The sequence below is a fragment of the Sessilibacter sp. MAH1 genome, assembly GCF_054658315.1.
The window spans coordinates 1-17,515 of sequence record NZ_BAAGIC010000008.1 but is presented as its reverse complement, the minus strand read 5'-3'; the positions used below and the strand labels follow the sequence as shown (position 1 = coordinate 17,515).

The 17,515-nt window shown below is 44.4% G+C and carries 10 protein-coding genes; 4 read left to right on the top strand and 6 right to left on the bottom strand.

The window, feature by feature from the left end:
• Positions 1–6: 6 nt before the first annotated feature.
• Positions 7–7,848 (top strand): tandem-95 repeat protein, encoded by a 7,842-nt coding sequence (locus tag ACYQ28_RS09570; protein WP_460049659.1) that lies wholly within the window; start codon positions 7–9, stop codon positions 7,846–7,848.
• A 71-nt stretch (positions 7,849–7,919) separates the two neighbouring features.
• Here ACYQ28_RS09570 and ACYQ28_RS09565 read toward each other — a convergent pair whose 3' ends face one another.
• From ACYQ28_RS09565 to ACYQ28_RS09540, 6 genes are all read right to left on the bottom strand, one after another.
• The gene (locus ACYQ28_RS09565; protein WP_460049658.1) at positions 7,920–8,261 is read right to left on the bottom strand and encodes a hypothetical protein; all 342 of its coding nucleotides are present in this window, start codon (positions 8,259–8,261) and stop codon (positions 7,920–7,922) included.
• Between the two features lie 347 nt (positions 8,262–8,608).
• The gene (locus tag ACYQ28_RS09560; RefSeq protein WP_460049657.1) at positions 8,609–9,316 is read right to left on the bottom strand and encodes a hypothetical protein; all 708 of its coding nucleotides are present in this window, start codon (positions 9,314–9,316) and stop codon (positions 8,609–8,611) included.
• Positions 9,317–9,424: 108 nt separating this feature from the next.
• Entirely contained in the window at positions 9,425–10,738 is a 1,314-nt protein-coding gene (locus tag ACYQ28_RS09555) for a hypothetical protein (protein ID WP_460049656.1), read from the bottom strand.
• Positions 10,739–10,886: 148 nt separating this feature from the next.
• On the bottom strand, positions 10,887–11,117 hold the full coding sequence (locus ACYQ28_RS09550) for a hypothetical protein (RefSeq protein ID WP_460049655.1): 231 nt from the start codon (positions 11,115–11,117) through the stop codon (positions 10,887–10,889).
• 278 nt (positions 11,118–11,395) lie between these two features.
• A complete protein-coding gene (locus ACYQ28_RS09545) occupies positions 11,396–11,590 on the bottom strand; it encodes a hypothetical protein (RefSeq protein WP_460049654.1) in 195 nt (64 codons plus the stop codon).
• 88 nt (positions 11,591–11,678) lie between these two features.
• Entirely contained in the window at positions 11,679–13,061 is a 1,383-nt protein-coding gene (locus ACYQ28_RS09540) for an aminotransferase-like domain-containing protein (protein WP_460049653.1), read from the bottom strand.
• 96 nt (positions 13,062–13,157) lie between these two features.
• Between ACYQ28_RS09540 and ACYQ28_RS09535 the strand changes: the two genes are divergently transcribed.
• The 3 genes from ACYQ28_RS09535 to ACYQ28_RS09525 all read left to right on the top strand — a co-directional run bounded on the left by ACYQ28_RS09535 (position 13,158) and on the right by ACYQ28_RS09525 (position 17,052).
• Positions 13,158–14,051 carry an EamA family transporter gene (locus ACYQ28_RS09535; RefSeq protein ID WP_460049652.1) on the top strand — a complete coding sequence of 298 codons (894 nt, stop codon included), beginning with the start codon at positions 13,158–13,160 and terminating at the stop codon, positions 14,049–14,051.
• A gap of 836 nt (positions 14,052–14,887) precedes the next feature.
• The gene (locus ACYQ28_RS09530) at positions 14,888–15,232 is read left to right on the top strand and encodes a hypothetical protein (protein ID WP_460049651.1); all 345 of its coding nucleotides are present in this window, start codon (positions 14,888–14,890) and stop codon (positions 15,230–15,232) included.
• Positions 15,229–17,052, top strand: a complete 1,824-nt coding sequence (locus ACYQ28_RS09525) for a tetratricopeptide repeat protein (protein ID WP_460049650.1) — start codon at positions 15,229–15,231, stop codon at positions 17,050–17,052. Before ACYQ28_RS09530 ends, ACYQ28_RS09525 begins: the two co-directional genes overlap by 4 nt.
• The last annotated feature ends 463 nt before the right edge of the window (positions 17,053–17,515 follow it).

Sequence of the window (17,515 nt, the reverse complement as noted above, 5' to 3'; positions counted from 1 at the left end):
TGGAATATGGATACAGTAAATCATCGTATGCCGGGACGTAAAACCGGTTTACGGGTTGCCGTAAAAGCTGCGTTGCCTTTATTGGCTGTATTAGGTGGTGGTATTTTTGCCTCCAGTCGAGCTACTAGCTCGATAAATCAATCGGTGAGCCGACGTACACAGAGGGCGGCGGTCATAGTCGCCGATACCGATAAAGATGATTCTTTAAAATATATTAATACATCTGAGCTTACCGAACTCGACGTTGAATTATCGGAAAATAATATAGAAAAAAATAATACGTCAAATTATTTAAATGCCCATGTTCAGAAAAAGCGTTCCGCCTTTGGTGCATTTAACGGCGCGTTTGATTCTTCAAAAGACAAACAATCACTAAAACCTTCCGTTGCTGTTGTTGATTATTCGGCGCTCGATTTTTTAAAATTAAGCGGTTTATTAACCACGGAGGGCACCTCGGTAGAGGTAGCGCAAACTTCGGGCGATTTATTGGCGAATCAAGGCAGACGGGCTTTTTCACACAGTCTTGCCTCGACCTTTAATATTTTCTTCTCTGAAGCCTGTGATGGCGACCCCTACAATTTATTCCAGTTTAACCGTGCTGGAAGTACCTGTGCGGCTATGCGACCTAATCCTCCGGGTGGTTTCGTTACCGGTTCTAATCTTACGCAGTGTCAGGTTTTACACGAGGCCTGTGGTGTTGGCCCCCACGCCACGCCTTTTCCAGAGATTAATTTGCTGGGTAATGGCTTTTCTATCGCTAGTGGTGATACCACGCCATCAACCACCGATGGCACCGACTTTGGCACCGTAGCTGTAGGTAGCGGTCCCGTTGTTGGTACTTTCTCTGTGCAAAACTTAGGAACCGGCCCATTGGATTTAACCGGCTCGCCCAACGTTGTGCGTGTTTCGGGATCGACCTTATTTACTGTGTCGTCGCAACCGAGTTCCGATCCAGTCACAGCATCGGGATCGTCCAGTTTTCAAATTAGTTTTGATTCATCCGTTGCCGGCAGTGTTTCAGCGGTATTTTCAATCGCGAACGACGACTCCGATGAAAACCCTTATACGTTTACAGTCAGCGCTAATGCTGTCTCGATTCCGACCATTACTTCGGCTATCTACAATCACGCATCAGGAACCTTAACGGTAACGGGTACCGATTTTGTTGCTAATGGTGGCGGTGCCGATGTTGATGTTTCAACGCTAACTCTTCTGGGTGAAGGCAGCGTAACTCGCACATTAACAACGTCGTCTGATGTGGAGATTGATTCGGCCACGCAATTTACCGTCACACTAAGCGGTGAAGACTTGTACGTTGCTAACGGTTTATTCAATGCTAACGGAGCCTCATCCGATGGCTTAACTACCTACAATTTAGCCGCCGCCGACGACTTTATTACCGGCGTTACGTTTGGAGATTCCTCAGACGCTACCAGTGCTATTACGGTTAACAATTACTCGACACCGACCATTACTTCTGCAACTTATAACGCCAGCACAGGTGTGTTAACGGTTACCGCAACCCGATTGCCTCGCCAACCGGGTGCGAGTAACGATATTGATGTTTCGGCCTTATCGATTACCGGTGAAAGTGGTGCCAGCTACACGCTGACCAGTACCGATGTTGAAATTACCTCTGATACCGTATTTACCGTTAATTTAAGTACTACCGATTTGTTAAACGTTAACGGTTTGCTCAACGCAAACGGCACAACTTCTGGTGGCGGCACAACCTACAATTTAGCGGCCGCAGACAACTGGGCGTCGGGCGCTGCAAACAGTGTTGATATTGCAGATTCAACCGGTAATGGCATCACCGTTAGCGCCGTTGCCGCCCCAACCGTGACATCCGCGACCTATAATGCGAGTTCCGGTGCTTTGGTCATTACTGGTACCAATTTTGTGAAGTTCCCCGGTGCCGCCAACGATTTAGACGTTTCACTCTTAACGCTTACCGGTGATGGTAATAACACCTATACATTGACCAGTACCGATGTGGAGATTTCGTCACGAACCACCGCAGCACTGTTATTGAATGCCACGGATCGTATTTCTGTGGGTGGTCTTCTTAATGCCAACGGCACAACTTCTGATGACGGTACGACCTACAATCTAGCCGCCGCCGACAACTGGTTACCAGCCGTTGCTGCGGCTACCGATATCAGTGATGTTGCAGGAAACCCGGCAACGGTTGCTGGAGTAGCTGCTCCCACAATCAGTTCGGCGACCTACGATGCAACCAGCGGTGTGTTGGTGGTGACGGGTACCAATTTTGTGCGAGAAGTTGGAGCTTCTAACGATATTGATGTGTCGCTACTAACCATTACCGGTGAAGCAGGCGCAACACGCACGCTAACCAGTACCGATGTGGAAATCACTTCTGCAACCAGTTTTACGGCAACGGTAAATACCGCCGATCGAATGGCTTTAGCAGCCATAGTCAACGCCGATGGCACCACATCGAACGATGCAACGACCTACAATTTGGCCGCCGCCGATAATTGGATGCCCGGTGCTGCCGCGAGCGTCAACATAGCCGATTTGATCAATGGTATTACCGCCAGTAATACCGCCGATGTGATTCCACCGGTTGTGCAATCGGTTACCGGACCTGCCAATGCAACCTACGCGGTTGGCGCCAACCTTGATTTCACCGTGACCTTCGATGAGGCTGTGACCGTGAATACCACAGGCGGCACGCCAAGAATTGCATTAACGCTTGGTGGCACTCAGGTATTCGCGAACTATTTATCGGGTTCGGGCAGTACGGCTATTGTTTTCCGATACACCATTGTTGCCGACGATCTCGACACCGATGGCGTTACCTTAGCTGCCGTGTTTGATGCCAACGGCGGGACGATCCAAGACGCCGCCGGTAATAATGCAACCACAACACTCAACAACGTTGCTAACTTTGCTGCGGTGCTGGTGGATGCAGCCGGTCCGATCCTTTCCAGTAGCGCGCCCGCTGATGACGCGAGCGGTGTTGCTTACAACACTAATCTGGTGTTGACCTTTAATGAAGCAATTACCCCACTCAGTAATGCTTCGAACAACATCCGTTTGTTGGCGGCTAGTGATGACTCACTCATTGCTGCGGTTGCTGCCGATTCTGGTGCGGTTTCGATCAGTACCAACCAAGTAACCGTGACGTTACCCGTTACCTTGTTGAGTAACACCAATTACTACGTGCAAATTCAGGCGACAGCCTTTAGCGACGGCCTAGGTAATGGTTTTGCCGGTATCAGCGATACGACATCGCTCAATTTTACTACCGGCAATGAGCAGATCACGGCGCTGGCCGATGTGACTCAAACCGACGAAGACACGGCGGTACAGATTAATGTACTGAGCAATGATACCGACGTTGATGGCTCGGTGGATGTGACTACCGTCAGTGTGGCTTCGTCTCCAAGTAATGGTAGTACCAGTGTCGATCCTGTTACTGGAGTTATTACTTACACACCGAGTGCTGATTTCAATGGTAGCGATTCGTTCACCTATACCGTAGAAGATAACGGCGGTTTGGCCTCTAATGCGGCGACAGTAACCATTACCGTCAACCCGATAAACGATGCGCCAAGAACCACCGCCGATAACGCCAGCACCAACGAAGATACTGCGGTGGCTATTTCGGTACTTGATAACGACGCCGATATTGACGGCAGTATCAATCCCGCCAGTGTGACTACGGTCTCTGGGCCAAGCAATGGTTCTACGTCTGTAAATACTGGTACTGGAGTCATTACTTACACACCTAACGCTAATTTTAACGGCAGTGATACCTTCACTTATACCGTTGAAGACAACACCATGCTGATTTCGCAGGCGGCTACCGTCACTGTTTCGGTGACATCCGTTAATGATAATCCTGTGGCATTGGCTGATTTAGCGACAACTGCGGAGGACAATGCTACCAGTATTGATGTTGCGGCTAACGATAGCGACGTTGATGTTGGGGATAGTCTTGATATTAACTCGATCACTATTGTTACTCAGCCAAGCTTCGGTACCGCCACTGCCAATGGTGGTTTGGTAGACTACTTGCCTGCCGATAACTTTAACGGTACCGACAGTTTTACCTACACCATCAACGACTCTTTTGGAGCCAGCTCGAATTCGGCAACGGTTACCGTTAATGTTACCGGGGTTAATGATTTACCAACCGCCAGTAATGATGTCGCGACCGTTGACGAAGACGACTTCGTAAGGATTGATGTCTTAGCGAATGATAGCGATATCGATGGCACTCTAGATTTGACGTCAACCTCGGTACAAATTGATCCAACCAATGGGTCGGCGGTTGTCGATTCGGTTACCGGCGAAATAGTCTACACGCCGGCGGCTAACTTTAATGGCAGTGACAGCTTTACCTACACCGTTAGAGATAATGATAACGGTACATCCAATGCAGGTACTGTATCGATCACCGTCAACAGTGTGAACGACGCGCCAACGACGGTATCTGATGTCGCCTCACTAATGGAAGACTTAAGCTTCTCCATTAATGTTTTAGGTAATGATTCGGATATTGATGGCAGCATTGTTCCTAGTACGGTAGAAATAGTAACTGCCGCCACGAATGGCAGCACCTCTATTGATCCAATCACTGGGGCAATCATCTATACCCCAGATCAAAACTACTTTGGTAGCGACAGCTTTAGCTATCGGGTGCAAGACGACTTAGGCACGTTCTCCAGTCCTTCTTTGGTTACGTTGTCTGTCTCTGCAATAAATGATGCGCCAACCGTTAGTGCCGATAGCTTTATATTGGATGAAGACTCCATTGCCACATTGGATGTTCTTACCAATGACAGCGATATCGATGACTCCATAGATATTACCTCTATAGCAATTGAGGCGGCTCCCAGTAACGGTAGTATCTTGGATAACGGTGACGGCACGTTAATTTACATGCCAAATGCCGATTTCTTTGGCAGCGATAGCTTTAGTTATCGGGTGGCTGATGTTACCGGCGACTTGTCGGAAGTGGCATTGGTAAGCTTGACCGTTAATCCCGTTAACGACGCACCAGCAATCGCAGGTTCACCTGCTACCTCTATCCCTCAAGCTCAAGCCTACAGTTTTGTACCGTCGTTATCAGACGTTGACGGAGATACGTTAACGGTTTCGGTAACCGGTTTGCCAACCTGGTTAACGCTCGATACCAATACTGGTGAGCTGACCGGTAGCACCGACGTTACCGGTGATTACAACGGTATTGTCTTAACCGTAAGCGATGGCCAAACCACCACAGATCTCGCCACCTTTAACATTCAAGTATTGTTGGATACCGATCGCGACGGCGTTGCCAACGTTGACGATGCCGACGACGACAACGACGGTATTCCCGATGCGTACGAGGTGAATGTTGGTCTGAATCCGCTTGATCCAAGTGATGCTACTGGTGATATCGACGGCGATACCCTAACCAATCTTCAAGAGTTCTTGGATGGCACCGATCCGCAAGATGCCACCGATTTTGTCGACGTGACTTCTCCGGTAGTAACACCGCCGGAAGGCCTAGTAATTGATGCGACCGGTTTGTTTACCTCGGTAAGTGTGCGCCAGCTATTGGGCTTAAGTGCAGCCGCGACCGATACTGATGTTGAGCAGGCTCTTGGCGAACTGGCTACCGATAACGTCGATGGCGCGGGCTGCTGTAATACCACCATTCCAAGCTTGGTTGACGGTAGATTGCTGTTACCACCCGGACGCAATACCGTGCAATATCGCGCCGTTGACGGCCGCGGTAACGTGGGTACCGAGCTGCAAACCGTTAATGTGCGTCCGTTGGTTTCGATGACTCGCGACCAAATCAGTGTTGAAGGTGCAACGGCTCAGTTCTCGATCGTACTTAACGGCCAAGCACCGTTCTATCCGTTTACGGTACCCTTTGTGATTGATTCGGCGAGCACGGCATCGTTGGATGATCACGATCTAACCTCGGGCACCGTGACATTCACTTCAAGTAACGGTGTGGGTCAAACCACGCAAACCATTACCGTAAATCTTGCCGATGATGGATTGGGTGAAGGCGAAGAAACCTTGATTGTGCGCTTGGATGATCAAACCACCAACGCCCAAGACTTGGCGAACGGTTTTGATGAGGCCAACCCCGATATCTTCGATATCAACGCGGGCTCAAAAACCAACCATGTGTTGACCATTGTTGAAGGTAACGTGGCGCCGCAAGCACGACTCGTGGTTGCGCAATCGGGCAGCAATACCATTCAAATTACACCGACTGGGGGCGCAGCAACGGTTTCGGCCATTGCTACAGACGCCAACATTGGCGACAGTCTAAGCTTTGATTGGTCTGCCACCGACAGCCGCCTGAGTGATACCGACGGAGACCTTACTAACAACGCGTTTGTGTTGGATCCTACCGGATTAGCGACCGGCAGTTATCTGGCGCAGGTCAGCGTTAGTGATGATCAAGGTGCCAGCCGTACGGCCAGAGTCTACTTTGTGGTCGTTAATCAGTTACCAACGTTATCGGCTAACGACGATACCGACGGTGACGGCGTTGACGACGAAACCGAAGGTGTGGCCGATAGCGACGACGATGGTATTCCAGAATACCTAGATAACATCACCGCAACCAACGTATTGCCTGAAATGGCCCTACAAACCGAATCCTTCTTACTAGAATGTGATCCCGGTGTGCGCTGTCGTCTTGGTCAATTCGCGTTGCTTAGCGGAGGTGGTGGCGCCAGTCTGTCGGATCAAGACATTTCCAACCAAACCGGTTTAACCGATGATCCGTTCTACGATAACGTTGGCGGTATATTCGACTTCGATATTCAAGACCTACCAATTGCCGGTCAAAGCGTGGCGATAGTTGTACCACAAATACAAGCCATTCCTGCGAACAGCGTTTATCGCAAATTCCAGGCAGGGCAGTGGGCAGACTTTGTCGAAGACGCCAATAACATCATCGAATCTGCACCGGGCGAACTGGGCTTCTGTCCGCCACCGGGTGATGATGTTTGGGAGCCGGGATTAATCGAAGGTTACTTCTGTGTGCAGCTTACCATTGAAGATGGCGGCCCCAACGACGCCGACGGCCAAGCCAACAGCAGCGTGGAAGATCCGGGTGGTGTGGGTGTTAATGCTCGTGAATCTGCCACCGTTACCAGCAGCAGTGGCGGTTCGGGTAGCACACAGTGGTGGTGGCTACTGGCGATAATTGCCGTGCTTGGGGTACACCAGCGTAAGCGCTGGTTGCCTTTGGCGGTAATAGCGCTTGCGGCAATATCGTCTTCGACCCAAGCAGAAAACAGCTGGCGCGATAAAACCTACATCACTCTGGGTGTATACCAAGCCGATGGCAGCCAAAATCAAAATGAATTTGTTGAAGGATTAAATAACGCAGATATAGACGTTGTTATCAGTAAATACGACACCGAACGTACCGCCTGGCAAATTAACCTTGGCTACCAATATCAACAAAATCTTGCTGTAGAAATTGGCTATCTCGATTTAGGCGAAGCCGACGTTAATTTCACCTCGCTCAGCTTTTCTGAGGCAGAATTAGAAAATGCCCTAGAAAATAACTATCCAATTAGCGGCGAAGGCATAACCTTGGGTAATCGATTTAGCCACAACTTTAATAACCAATTTGGCGTATCGCTATTAGTCGGATTATTTTGGTGGGACGGAGAAATCGAAGCCAGCGGCGCCAATGTAGATACCGACCTAGACGGTGGCATTGATCCACTGTTTGGCCTCGCCGCTCATTACCACCTAAACAAACAATGGAGCCTGCAACTGCAAGCTCACCAAATTGTATTTGATGACCAACAAGTACACTTTTGGGGATTGGCGGGAAGTTATAAGTTTTAATCTTGCAAAAACCCAATTAATTTATGGGAGAATTAATTGGGTTAGCAGAAGTATCTTAAAGGAAAACTTTTTCACTTACTTCTTCTAAACTGCGATAATTCAATATTGGTTAAAAGCTTCGCTTCACTGGATTTCGCGACTTTTTCAATATCGGTATCTGTCTGCTTTTTGAGTTCATTCCAGTTTGTAGATCCACGACTATTTTTTACATCCTGAAGCTTAATTTTTTCTTTCTCGACACTTTCAGAAATGGATTTAAATTCATCTAGTTCTTTGTCTGTTAGATTTGGTGAATCAATATCCGAAAGAATTCCACGCTTTATATCTGCTTCAGTCATTTTATCAATGACATTTTTATCTGTTGACCCTTGTGATTTTTCTATATCTTCAAATTTAATTCGCTTAATTGCCATTACCAAGACTCCTTATAAGGTTTGAAAATACCTAGATCATAGGATCTTCGCTCACTTTTGTTAGCTTTCCGTGCACTTATGAGTCGAATAAGGTTATTTGGTTGCTTTTGTTTTAATGCCAGAAATTAGTTGCTTTTTTTTGCTTCGTCAGGTTTTTGTTAGAATTTTTCTGTAATTAACTTTGTCTAGAAAGTTACACCTTTTTCTTTTTTAATCTGCTCCAGTGTTTTCAGATTGTTGTTTGTTTTTTAATTATCCCACAGCTTGATTGTTGACAATAACCGGAAGGACGGAGCGATGAGAGGATTGTGCTTTCCACAAACGAACATCGCGGAGGACTGTCCGTGTTAATTGGCCTTGTTAGGCTTTACTATAAATTTATCCCTCCACCAGCTCCATAGATTTTTTAGCTGAGGAATCAGTGCTAATATGCCGATTACCAATGCAATAATTGATATTCTAAAGCTCATTGTTGCGTCACTAAAGTACTTACTAACAAGCATATTCTTATTGTCTATTTCGTCGACGATTCTAACTACGTTTTCTTGAATAGGCGCGTATTTGTCACCTAGTTTCGTCTGAATTAGCTCGAAGTGTATTCGCTGGCTTGGCTCAAGCTTATCAAATGGGTTGGTTTTTTCATGTTCAGCAATGGTCTTAGAAATTGAAGCAACCAATTCTAAATCTACTGTATTTGTTAGGTATAATTCAGATTTTATATCTTTTAAGATAGTCGTTAAATTCACTGGTTCTCTATAAAACTCATCTGAATTTCTTGAGTTTTTAACATATAACAATAAGTCAAAAAGTTGAGATACTCCTTTAGCGTGTTTTCTATTCTCAAATATCTGTTTTACATCACTTAATTGCGCGCCATTTTTTATCGCTGTTGTTACATTCATATGTAGATTTTTCCGATCTACAAATGTTTTCTCAGTAATAAGCGAAAGCGCAAAGGTAAAAAACATCAAGAGTGGAAATAAAAACGCGATCGGTAGCACATCCCTTAACATTCTCCTTATAATGTATTTACGGATTTCAGAACTATTACTCATACATTATCCCTTAAGTAGTTGTAAGCCTAACGCCGCCAGCAGGCGCGAAAATACCAAAGCGAAGCGATGATTTTTGCGTCGCGCTGCCTGGCCTTGTTAACTGTATCGCTAGTCAGCGAGACCAAGCTTTCTGCTAAACCAATAGTAATCTTCGTAATCGAATTCACCATCTTCAAATATTTCATCTATTCTTTCTTTAATAATTGTGTAGTCATGCCTTGCTTGCCTTCTATCATGGCACTGACTATTACCTTCAATCTTTTGCGCGAGGTCGCGGATAGCATCTTTACTAAACAATCGAATGAACTTTGGTATAGCTATTTGAAAACGGGAGTCTGCCTGATCGTAGTTCATGCTGGAACCGTAGTATGTGGAAACAATCCGACAAAACCTTTCCTGCCACTCATCAGAGTCGGACATCTCTAATATTGTCTCAAATTGCTCTGGTGTAAAGACGGGGCGACCTTCTCCTTTAATCCATTCCTCAATATCATCAGCATGCTTTTCAAGACTTTCTTTTACAAACCAACCTACGGTCTTTCCAACATCATCTTCGGCAATACAATGCTCTACCTTTAGCCTGGCTGCATCGTTTAGGAGGGGGTAAAGCTCACTGTTCTGAGATAGGAAAAAAACTAAGTAGCTTAACGGATCACCCGAATTTGCGATATTGCTATAGAAATCCATATCGCCTTGAATAGCTTCTTGGAGCACAGCTTTATTTTTTTGGGCTATTACTTCGAGAACATGAAGATTAATAAGCCTATTCTGATTGCATTGTTCATTTTCAAGTTTGAAAACTATTTTCCATAGAGAACGAAAAATATTTACCTCTACTTGTTGGGTTGTCCGGCTAAGATAACGATTTTCTATATATTTCCGGACTTTCTCTCTGGTATTTAAAATTTCTTTTGATTCAGAGATGTCGTTGAGAAGTTCATTGAGTATATGTTGGGTATAGAAAGGCGGCTTTGTAAGTAGATCCTCCAATGTATTTCGCAGCAGAGATCTGACCGTCTCTTTATTTGGTGAATGCAGCTCACGCTCCTTGTTCAATACCGGGTGCGCAGACAAATGCCTCTGTTTTTGTAGGTAGCGCAGATTTTCGTATTCAGAAGTATCTAAAAGATTGGTTTTCTCACAAACATCTTCTACAAGTTTGAGTTCCCACGAGGACGATTTAGGGTCATTTTTCTGAATCTCACCAACGTCATCCAAAAGTTGTTTTGCTGACGCATCACCATACAAATCTATCAAGCTCTGTAATTTATATACAATGTCACAGACGGCGACAGACCAGAGCATGACAACGGCTGATCTGTAATTCTCATTGTGATAAGAAGACAATACCTCACCAAAGTATTCCTTGGTCTTCCCGTAGTGTATTTTTTCAGCCATTTTTTCTAGAGAATACTCGTGCATTTATGCTCCTCCGCACGTTGAAAATACAGTTAACGCCCAGCACACGGGCGGCCGAAACAGAGCGAAGCGGCGTGTAGGCCGTCCTGCCCGGCGTCTTTTGCCGGGCAATCGTGCTGCTGCTTGTTATGTGTGAACTCACCAGCCATCATCAATCTGTTCTTTCCAAATCCCGAACCTCGCCAGTATTTTTGGCTACTATAGCTATCTGATTGCGAGACATGAGCTTGGTTAATACTTTTTTGAACTCTACGCCATTGTCCAACTTATTCCATTCTTCTTCGACTACATCAACCTTGAACGTACAAGAGGAACCTGTACATTCTGAGTTTTCATCAATGATGACTGCTAGTTCGTAGATGTAATCGTCAATGTCTTTCATGGTATTCCTTTTACACATAACAGTTTAATAGATGTACTAATGACGCTTTTCCCAATTTCACAGTCATAATGACTTTTATATTAGGAGAATTTTTTCAACGCTATCTTGAAACCTTTGTTGCGTCAATGTTTCAGTTTGTTTGGCGTCAAATTCATTTTTTATGATCGAGGTTGCTATATTTTAGAGTGTTTTTTCAGGTTTTTTACAGTTTTTAAATCTAAAATTACTAAGCTAATCTCTGATGATGTCTAGGCGTTAAAATAAAAATTGCGCAATGCTTATGAGTCAGATTTTTCATCATCGTTATTGGTTTCTGGTGACTGTTTAGCCTGAGCCATTTCTTTTTCTTTAATCCGTTTTTGAATTAACCGTAGCTTTTTGTTGTGGTATTTTTTCTCCATTGGCCGAATCAGAAAAAACCAAAAAATGAATGCCATACCAATCCCTAACGCGTAACCTGCACCCCAAGTCATTTTATATTCCTACAATTTAAGCCTTTTGAATCTTTGATAAAAATTCGCAACATTGTTGTTTTTTCTGCTGTCATTAAATTGATATTATTTAACAGGATTGTTTTATCATATCTGTTAATAAATGAAGTTCTTTTTTTATTTCATCCGTTAGCTCAAAACCAAAGTTTATTCTTATGCAATCATTGTAAAGTGGCAAGCCACTGAATAATTGCCCTAAACGAATATCAATATTGTGCTGTTTAATTAGTGAATTAAATAGGTCTATTTTAAGGTCCGGTATTTGTAACCAAAGCACCATTCCTCCTTGTGGGTCGCTTATTTTAACCTGTTCAGGGAGGCGTTCAGACAGAAATTTTAAATACGCGGATTTTAAGTTAAGCAGTTTAGAGCGGCGATATTTAAGTTGTTTGGTGTAGTGGCCGGTTTCGATAAAATCAGCCATAGCCAATTGAATGGGTAGCGAGATACCAAAGCTACCCGCGTTATGTTGTTGATAATAGCGTTCTGTATAGCGGCCGGGTAAGCACCAGCCTAAGCGATAACTGGGCGATAAACTTTTAGAAACCGATCCACACCAAAGAACGTAGCCTTCTTGGTCGTAATATTTTGCAGGAAGCGGAGAGTGTTCAGAGTAGGAAAGCTCAAAATAAACATCGTCTTCAATAACTGGAATTTGATAGCGATTCGCGAGCGTTGCCAACGTCTGCTTTTGCTCGGCAGACATGGTAATTCCCTGGGGATTCATGTGTGTTGTGCAGAATATTCCCGCTTTAACGCTGCCTTGTTGAAAGTGTAATTCTAATTGTATTAAATCTATCCCATCGTCAATTGAAGGTATTTCAACGATTTTACGCCCCATTTTGCCCAGCAAATCTAAAATGCCGTTAAAGCACGGTGAGCTAATCGCCACCGCATCGCCTACCTGAGTACAAGATTCAAGAGCCGTTTTAATTGCTGGCATACATCCCGATGTGATGACCATTTCTTCCGGGTCAATTGGCAAACCAAGTTTCGTAAAATGGGTGCTAAGCGCACTACGCAGCGACGCTTCACCTTGATAGGCCGGATATTGATTGAGTCTGTTACCGAGGCGCTTATTAGCTCTGCGAAAACTACGATCAAGCTCGATGAGCGCGGTTTCGTCAATAGTGGTGCTGGAAACACCAAGCGGGCCATTACGATCCGACTGGTGAGAAAATGTCTGGTTTACAGGTGATATTTTGCTGACAAACTGCGCCCATTTGGGCGTGTTGTGTTTGCTTTTTCGTGTTGAAACAAAATAACCGGCTTGGGGGCGAGCATAGATCCAGCCTTGAGATTCAAGCTCTTGATAACAGCTAACCGCAGTTGACATGCTCACATCTTGTTGTCTAGAGACTTGTCTGAGTGACGGCATTCGACTGCCTTCATTGAGTTTTCCGGTTTCAATTTCGCGCTTAAATTGATCGGCCAATATTTTGTATTTATTCATCAGCGATAACTGTACTGGTTTTTTTATTAAATATTGTATCTGTACCTAAAACTGTACCCGATTTATATTGATTTTAAAACTAAAAGGGTAACAGTTATGATACGAAACGATTTTTTCCTAGCAGTATTGGTGATGGCCATTTGGGGATTTAATTTCTCCATGATTAAGCTGGGCATTACCGATGTGCATCCATTACTAATGACCGCCGCTCGATTTACCTTGGCCGTTCTACCCGCAATATTCTTTATTAAAAGACCAAACGTAGCTTGGCGTTATCTATTGGCTTACGGCTTGGTATTTGGTGTTGGTATTTGGGGAATGGCATCTTGGTCGATCACTGCGGGCCTTTCATCTGGAATGTCGTCTGTGCTGCTTTCTTCAAATGCCTTGATCGGCATGGTTGTGGGAGTGCTTATTCATAAAGAACTGATATCACACCGAAAAATCCTAGGAGCCTTAACAGCACTTGTGGCACTGTTGGTGATGGTGTCGGCAACCAACGGCAATATTACGTTGCTCGGTTTAATGCTTATTATGATTGCCGCAATTTGCTGGACAGTGATGGGTATGATTGTTAAAGCCTCTGGTACCACGCAGGCTTTTGCGTTTAATGTTTGGGGCATGCTCTTTGCGCCAATACCGCTGGTTGCTTTCGCCGTGAGTATTTACGGCCCAAATATTCTCTCAGAAGCCATTAGTGTTTGGGATTTAAATACAAGCATCGCCGTTATTTTTCAGGCGTATCCAACCACACTATTCGGCTATTGGGTTTGGAATCGTTTATTAATTCGTTATCCATTAAGTACAACCGCCCCGCTAACTTTATTGGTGCCAATCTTCGCGCTAGTCTCAGGGTATTTCATGTACGGCGAGAAACTGACTATTTCCCAAGCGCTGGCGTGTATGTTGTTTCTAATTGGTATTGGTTTAATTATTAAACCTGCGAGTGCTGCAAAGCAAACCGCAGCTTTGGCAACAAAAACCAGTTGATAATCACTTATATATTAACGGTATTTTTTACCAAAATTATTAAGTGATTATTCGTTAATTAAAGAATAACAATATTAAAAAGCTTCTGATTAAACTCAAGATCACCTAAGCCAAACAGTTTTTCTGATTAAGGTGTGCTTTTAAAGGTTTAACCAGTTAAATCAAAAGGCACATCCTTTTAAAAAAGGTTATTAATTTTATTCATGACCTACTGCTGCACTCTTGTGATTGTGTTGAGTAAATATTGTAGATTGATAGAGGTCTCTATAAATAAAATCAAGATGTATAAACACTTATATTACGACACAAAATATAGATGTTGAGCTGATGGGAATTTTCGATGACCCTATAGGAACTTCTGATTAACCTAAAAATATTTAGATTATTATTTGAGGAAACCGTTTATGAATGGCTTTTGTAGATTCACTCAAAGCTGTCTGGGTTTTGACTCATATGTTGGCTTAGCTAACATATTGAATCTTATTTAAACATTGAGTTTTTTGACTCCGACATCCTGAAAGCGAGTACTTGGTTAGCGTTCAGTGTCATCTAGCTCCCTTCACCTGGTCCCCCCTTCATCTAATCCGCTTATTGAAAGGCCACTCCAAATTCCTTATTCTTAATGGATTCCCGAATCACCCAGTAAGGATATTTTCGGTGGCCGATTCTTACACGCCGGGCGTTTGCCAAATTCAATTTGTGGCCTCTGGTGCCATCGACAATGCCGCCTTTCGAGATCAAATATAAACAAACTGATTTAGATAAAGTTTGGCAATGTAAAAACTGGAATAATCGAGCGGTATTAGCGTTCAGAAAATACGTCATGGAGCGAGGTAATGGTAACGTTTAACCAGCAAGACCAGACCGTTCACGGAAATCAAATCAATATCGGCTCCATCGATTTTTCCGGAGCTAAATCTCTTGATGATCTTGATCCACTGTTGCAACAACTATTGGAGCAAATCCAAAAGGCGCAAAGTGATGGCAGTCTTGATAAGGATTCCGCAGAAGAAGCCGAGCGTTCGATCGTTGGTGCCAAGAAGAATTTGACCAGTTCTGAACCCGATAAAGGTAAAGTCTTGCGTTATCTAAATACAGCAAAAGACTGGGTCTCTGGTACCACCGGTTTAGCAACGGCGGTTGATAGCGCTATTGCCACCGCCAGAGAGTTATTGGGATGACTGAGTACGACCAACGAGGCCAAAGTGTAAACACTCAAATCAACGTTGGTGAAATCTACTATGGGATTTCCCTGGCTGATCATAAAAAGGAGCTGGAAAAGCGCGCCCAAGAAGTTAGAGACGAACTGACGAGGGCCAATGCTTCCGATCGGTTGTTTCGAGAATTGCTCGAAAAAGAACTCACCGATGTTAATGCCAAACTCGCAAACCTTGAAGAATCTTACCAAGAAGAAATCGCAAGGCGATCTGAAGCCGAAAAGACCATACTTGAAATTAAAGAGAGCCTCCCTTCTGCACAAACCGAAAGCGCACTGAAAAAATTTCAGGAAGGCGATAAGGGTGCCGCGAAGGTTTTGTTCGATAGTGTGATTGAGCAAGCCGAGAAAACCACGGAATTAGGCGCGAAGGCGGCCTATGAAAATGGCCGCATGGCGAAGAGTGAAGTTCGCTACACAGAAGCTAAAGCCTACTTTGAAAAGGCGGTGCAGTTTCAGCCAGACAACAGCCTATATAACCATGCATTAGGGTCTATTCTGCACGTTTTGGCAGAGCACAATAAGGCCATCGAATATTACCAGTTGGCACTAGATAGTAACTTAAGCACCTATGGTGAAGACCATCCTGATGTGGCGATATTCCGCAACGACCTGGGATTGGCCTATCAGGCTTTAGGGCAATACGAAAAGGCCATTGAGTGTTACCAATTGGCGCTGGCTAGTGGCTTAAACACCTATGGGGAAGGCCATCCTAATGTGGCGACAAACCGCAACAACCTGGGATCGTCGTATCATGATTTAGGGCAATACGAAAAGGCCATCGCGTATTATCAATTGGCGCTGGCTAGTGGCCTAGACACCTATGGTGAAACGCATCCCGACGTGGCGAGAGACCGAAATAACCTGGGAACGGCCTATGACGCTTTAGGGCAATACGAAAAGGCCATTGAGTGTTACCAATTGGCGCTTACTAGTAACTTAAACACCTATGGCGAAGCGCATCCTACTGTGGCGATAGGCCGCAACAACCTGGGAATGGCCTATCAGGGTTTAGGGCAATTCGAGAAGGCCATTGAGTATCACCAGTTGGCGTTGGACAGCGACTTAAACACCTATGGTGAAGCGCATCCTAATGTGGCGACACGACGCAACAACTTGGGAGGGGCCTATGAGACTTTAGGGCGATACGACAAGGCCATCGAATATTACCAATTAGCGTTGGCCAGTGACTTAAACACCTACGGCGAAGCGCATCCTACTGTGGCGAGAGACCGCAACAACCTGGGATTGGTCTATTACTATTTAGGGCAATACAAAAAGGCCATTGAGTATCATCAGTTGGCGTTGGACAACGACTTAAACACCTATGGTGAAGCGCATCCTAAAGTGGCGACACGACGCAACAACTTGGGATTGGCCTATAAAAATTTAGGGCAATACGATAAGGTTATCGAGTATTACCAATTGGCGCTTACAAGTGACTTAAACACCTATGGCGAAGACCATCCTGACGTGGCGAGAGACCGCAACAACCTGGGATTGGCCTATCAAGCCTTGGGGCAATACGATAAGGCCATTGAGTGTTTCCAATTGGCGCTGGCCACGTTTGAATTGCTATTGGGTGCGGAGCACACGAATACAAAAGCAGTGGCGAAAAATTTGATGTCGGTGCCAGAGGACATGAATCAATCAAAAGCTAAAGGAAAAAAGCTGATGGCAAAAAAGGGTGCCACTAGGCTGAGGGCGGTTCATCCTTTATCGGTTTGTTTGTGTTTGTGTGGCTTTACAGTATTCGCGCTCATTTATTTTTTTACAGTCAGATAACCTCTATATTTTGTTGGTATTTTTGACCAAAATTATTGAGTAAGCTTTCGTTAATTAAATAATAACAATATTAAGAAGCTTTTGATTAAAGCCAAGATCAACTAAGCCCAATAATTTTTCTAATTAACGAGTGCTTTTAAAAAGTTAAATCGAAAAATCACAACCTTTCTTAAAAAATCGTTAATTGTAAACATGACCTGCTGTTGCACTCTTTCAGTTGTGTTGAGTGATTTTGGGGTTGATATGTGAGAAGGGTTTTTTTAACGTTTGGATTGTACGCAATTTCTTCACTGAATTATATGTTGGTTGTTTTATTTAAAAAAGTAGATTTATCGGTTGTGTTCAAAAAAGTCTAAACTCAGAATTTATTATTAGAATTTTTTTAGAGTTTCTTGGTTTCAAGTAATAACTGCAATCAATTATGCAGCAAGTAAATCTACTCGCTGCCCTAAAAATAATTCAT

What these genes read in the sequence shown, in the direction of transcription:
- ACYQ28_RS09570 (WP_460049659.1), top strand. Translation starts at nt 7, where the DNA reads ATGGATACAGTAAATCATCGTATGCCGGGACGTAAAACCGGTTTACGG.
- ACYQ28_RS09565 (WP_460049658.1), bottom strand. Translation starts at nt 8,261, where the DNA reads ATGGCAATTAAGCGAATTAAATTTGAAGATATAGAAAAATCACAAGGG.
- ACYQ28_RS09560 (WP_460049657.1), bottom strand. Translation starts at nt 9,316, where the DNA reads ATGAGTAATAGTTCTGAAATCCGTAAATACATTATAAGGAGAATGTTA.
- ACYQ28_RS09555 (WP_460049656.1), bottom strand. Translation starts at nt 10,738, where the DNA reads ATGCACGAGTATTCTCTAGAAAAAATGGCTGAAAAAATACACTACGGG.
- ACYQ28_RS09550 (WP_460049655.1), bottom strand. Translation starts at nt 11,117, where the DNA reads ATGAAAGACATTGACGATTACATCTACGAACTAGCAGTCATCATTGAT.
- ACYQ28_RS09545 (WP_460049654.1), bottom strand. Translation starts at nt 11,590, where the DNA reads ATGACTTGGGGTGCAGGTTACGCGTTAGGGATTGGTATGGCATTCATT.
- ACYQ28_RS09540 (WP_460049653.1), bottom strand. Translation starts at nt 13,061, where the DNA reads ATGAATAAATACAAAATATTGGCCGATCAATTTAAGCGCGAAATTGAA.
- ACYQ28_RS09535 (WP_460049652.1), top strand. Translation starts at nt 13,158, where the DNA reads ATGATACGAAACGATTTTTTCCTAGCAGTATTGGTGATGGCCATTTGG.
- ACYQ28_RS09530 (WP_460049651.1), top strand. Translation starts at nt 14,888, where the DNA reads ATGGTAACGTTTAACCAGCAAGACCAGACCGTTCACGGAAATCAAATC.
- ACYQ28_RS09525 (WP_460049650.1), top strand. Translation starts at nt 15,229, where the DNA reads ATGACTGAGTACGACCAACGAGGCCAAAGTGTAAACACTCAAATCAAC.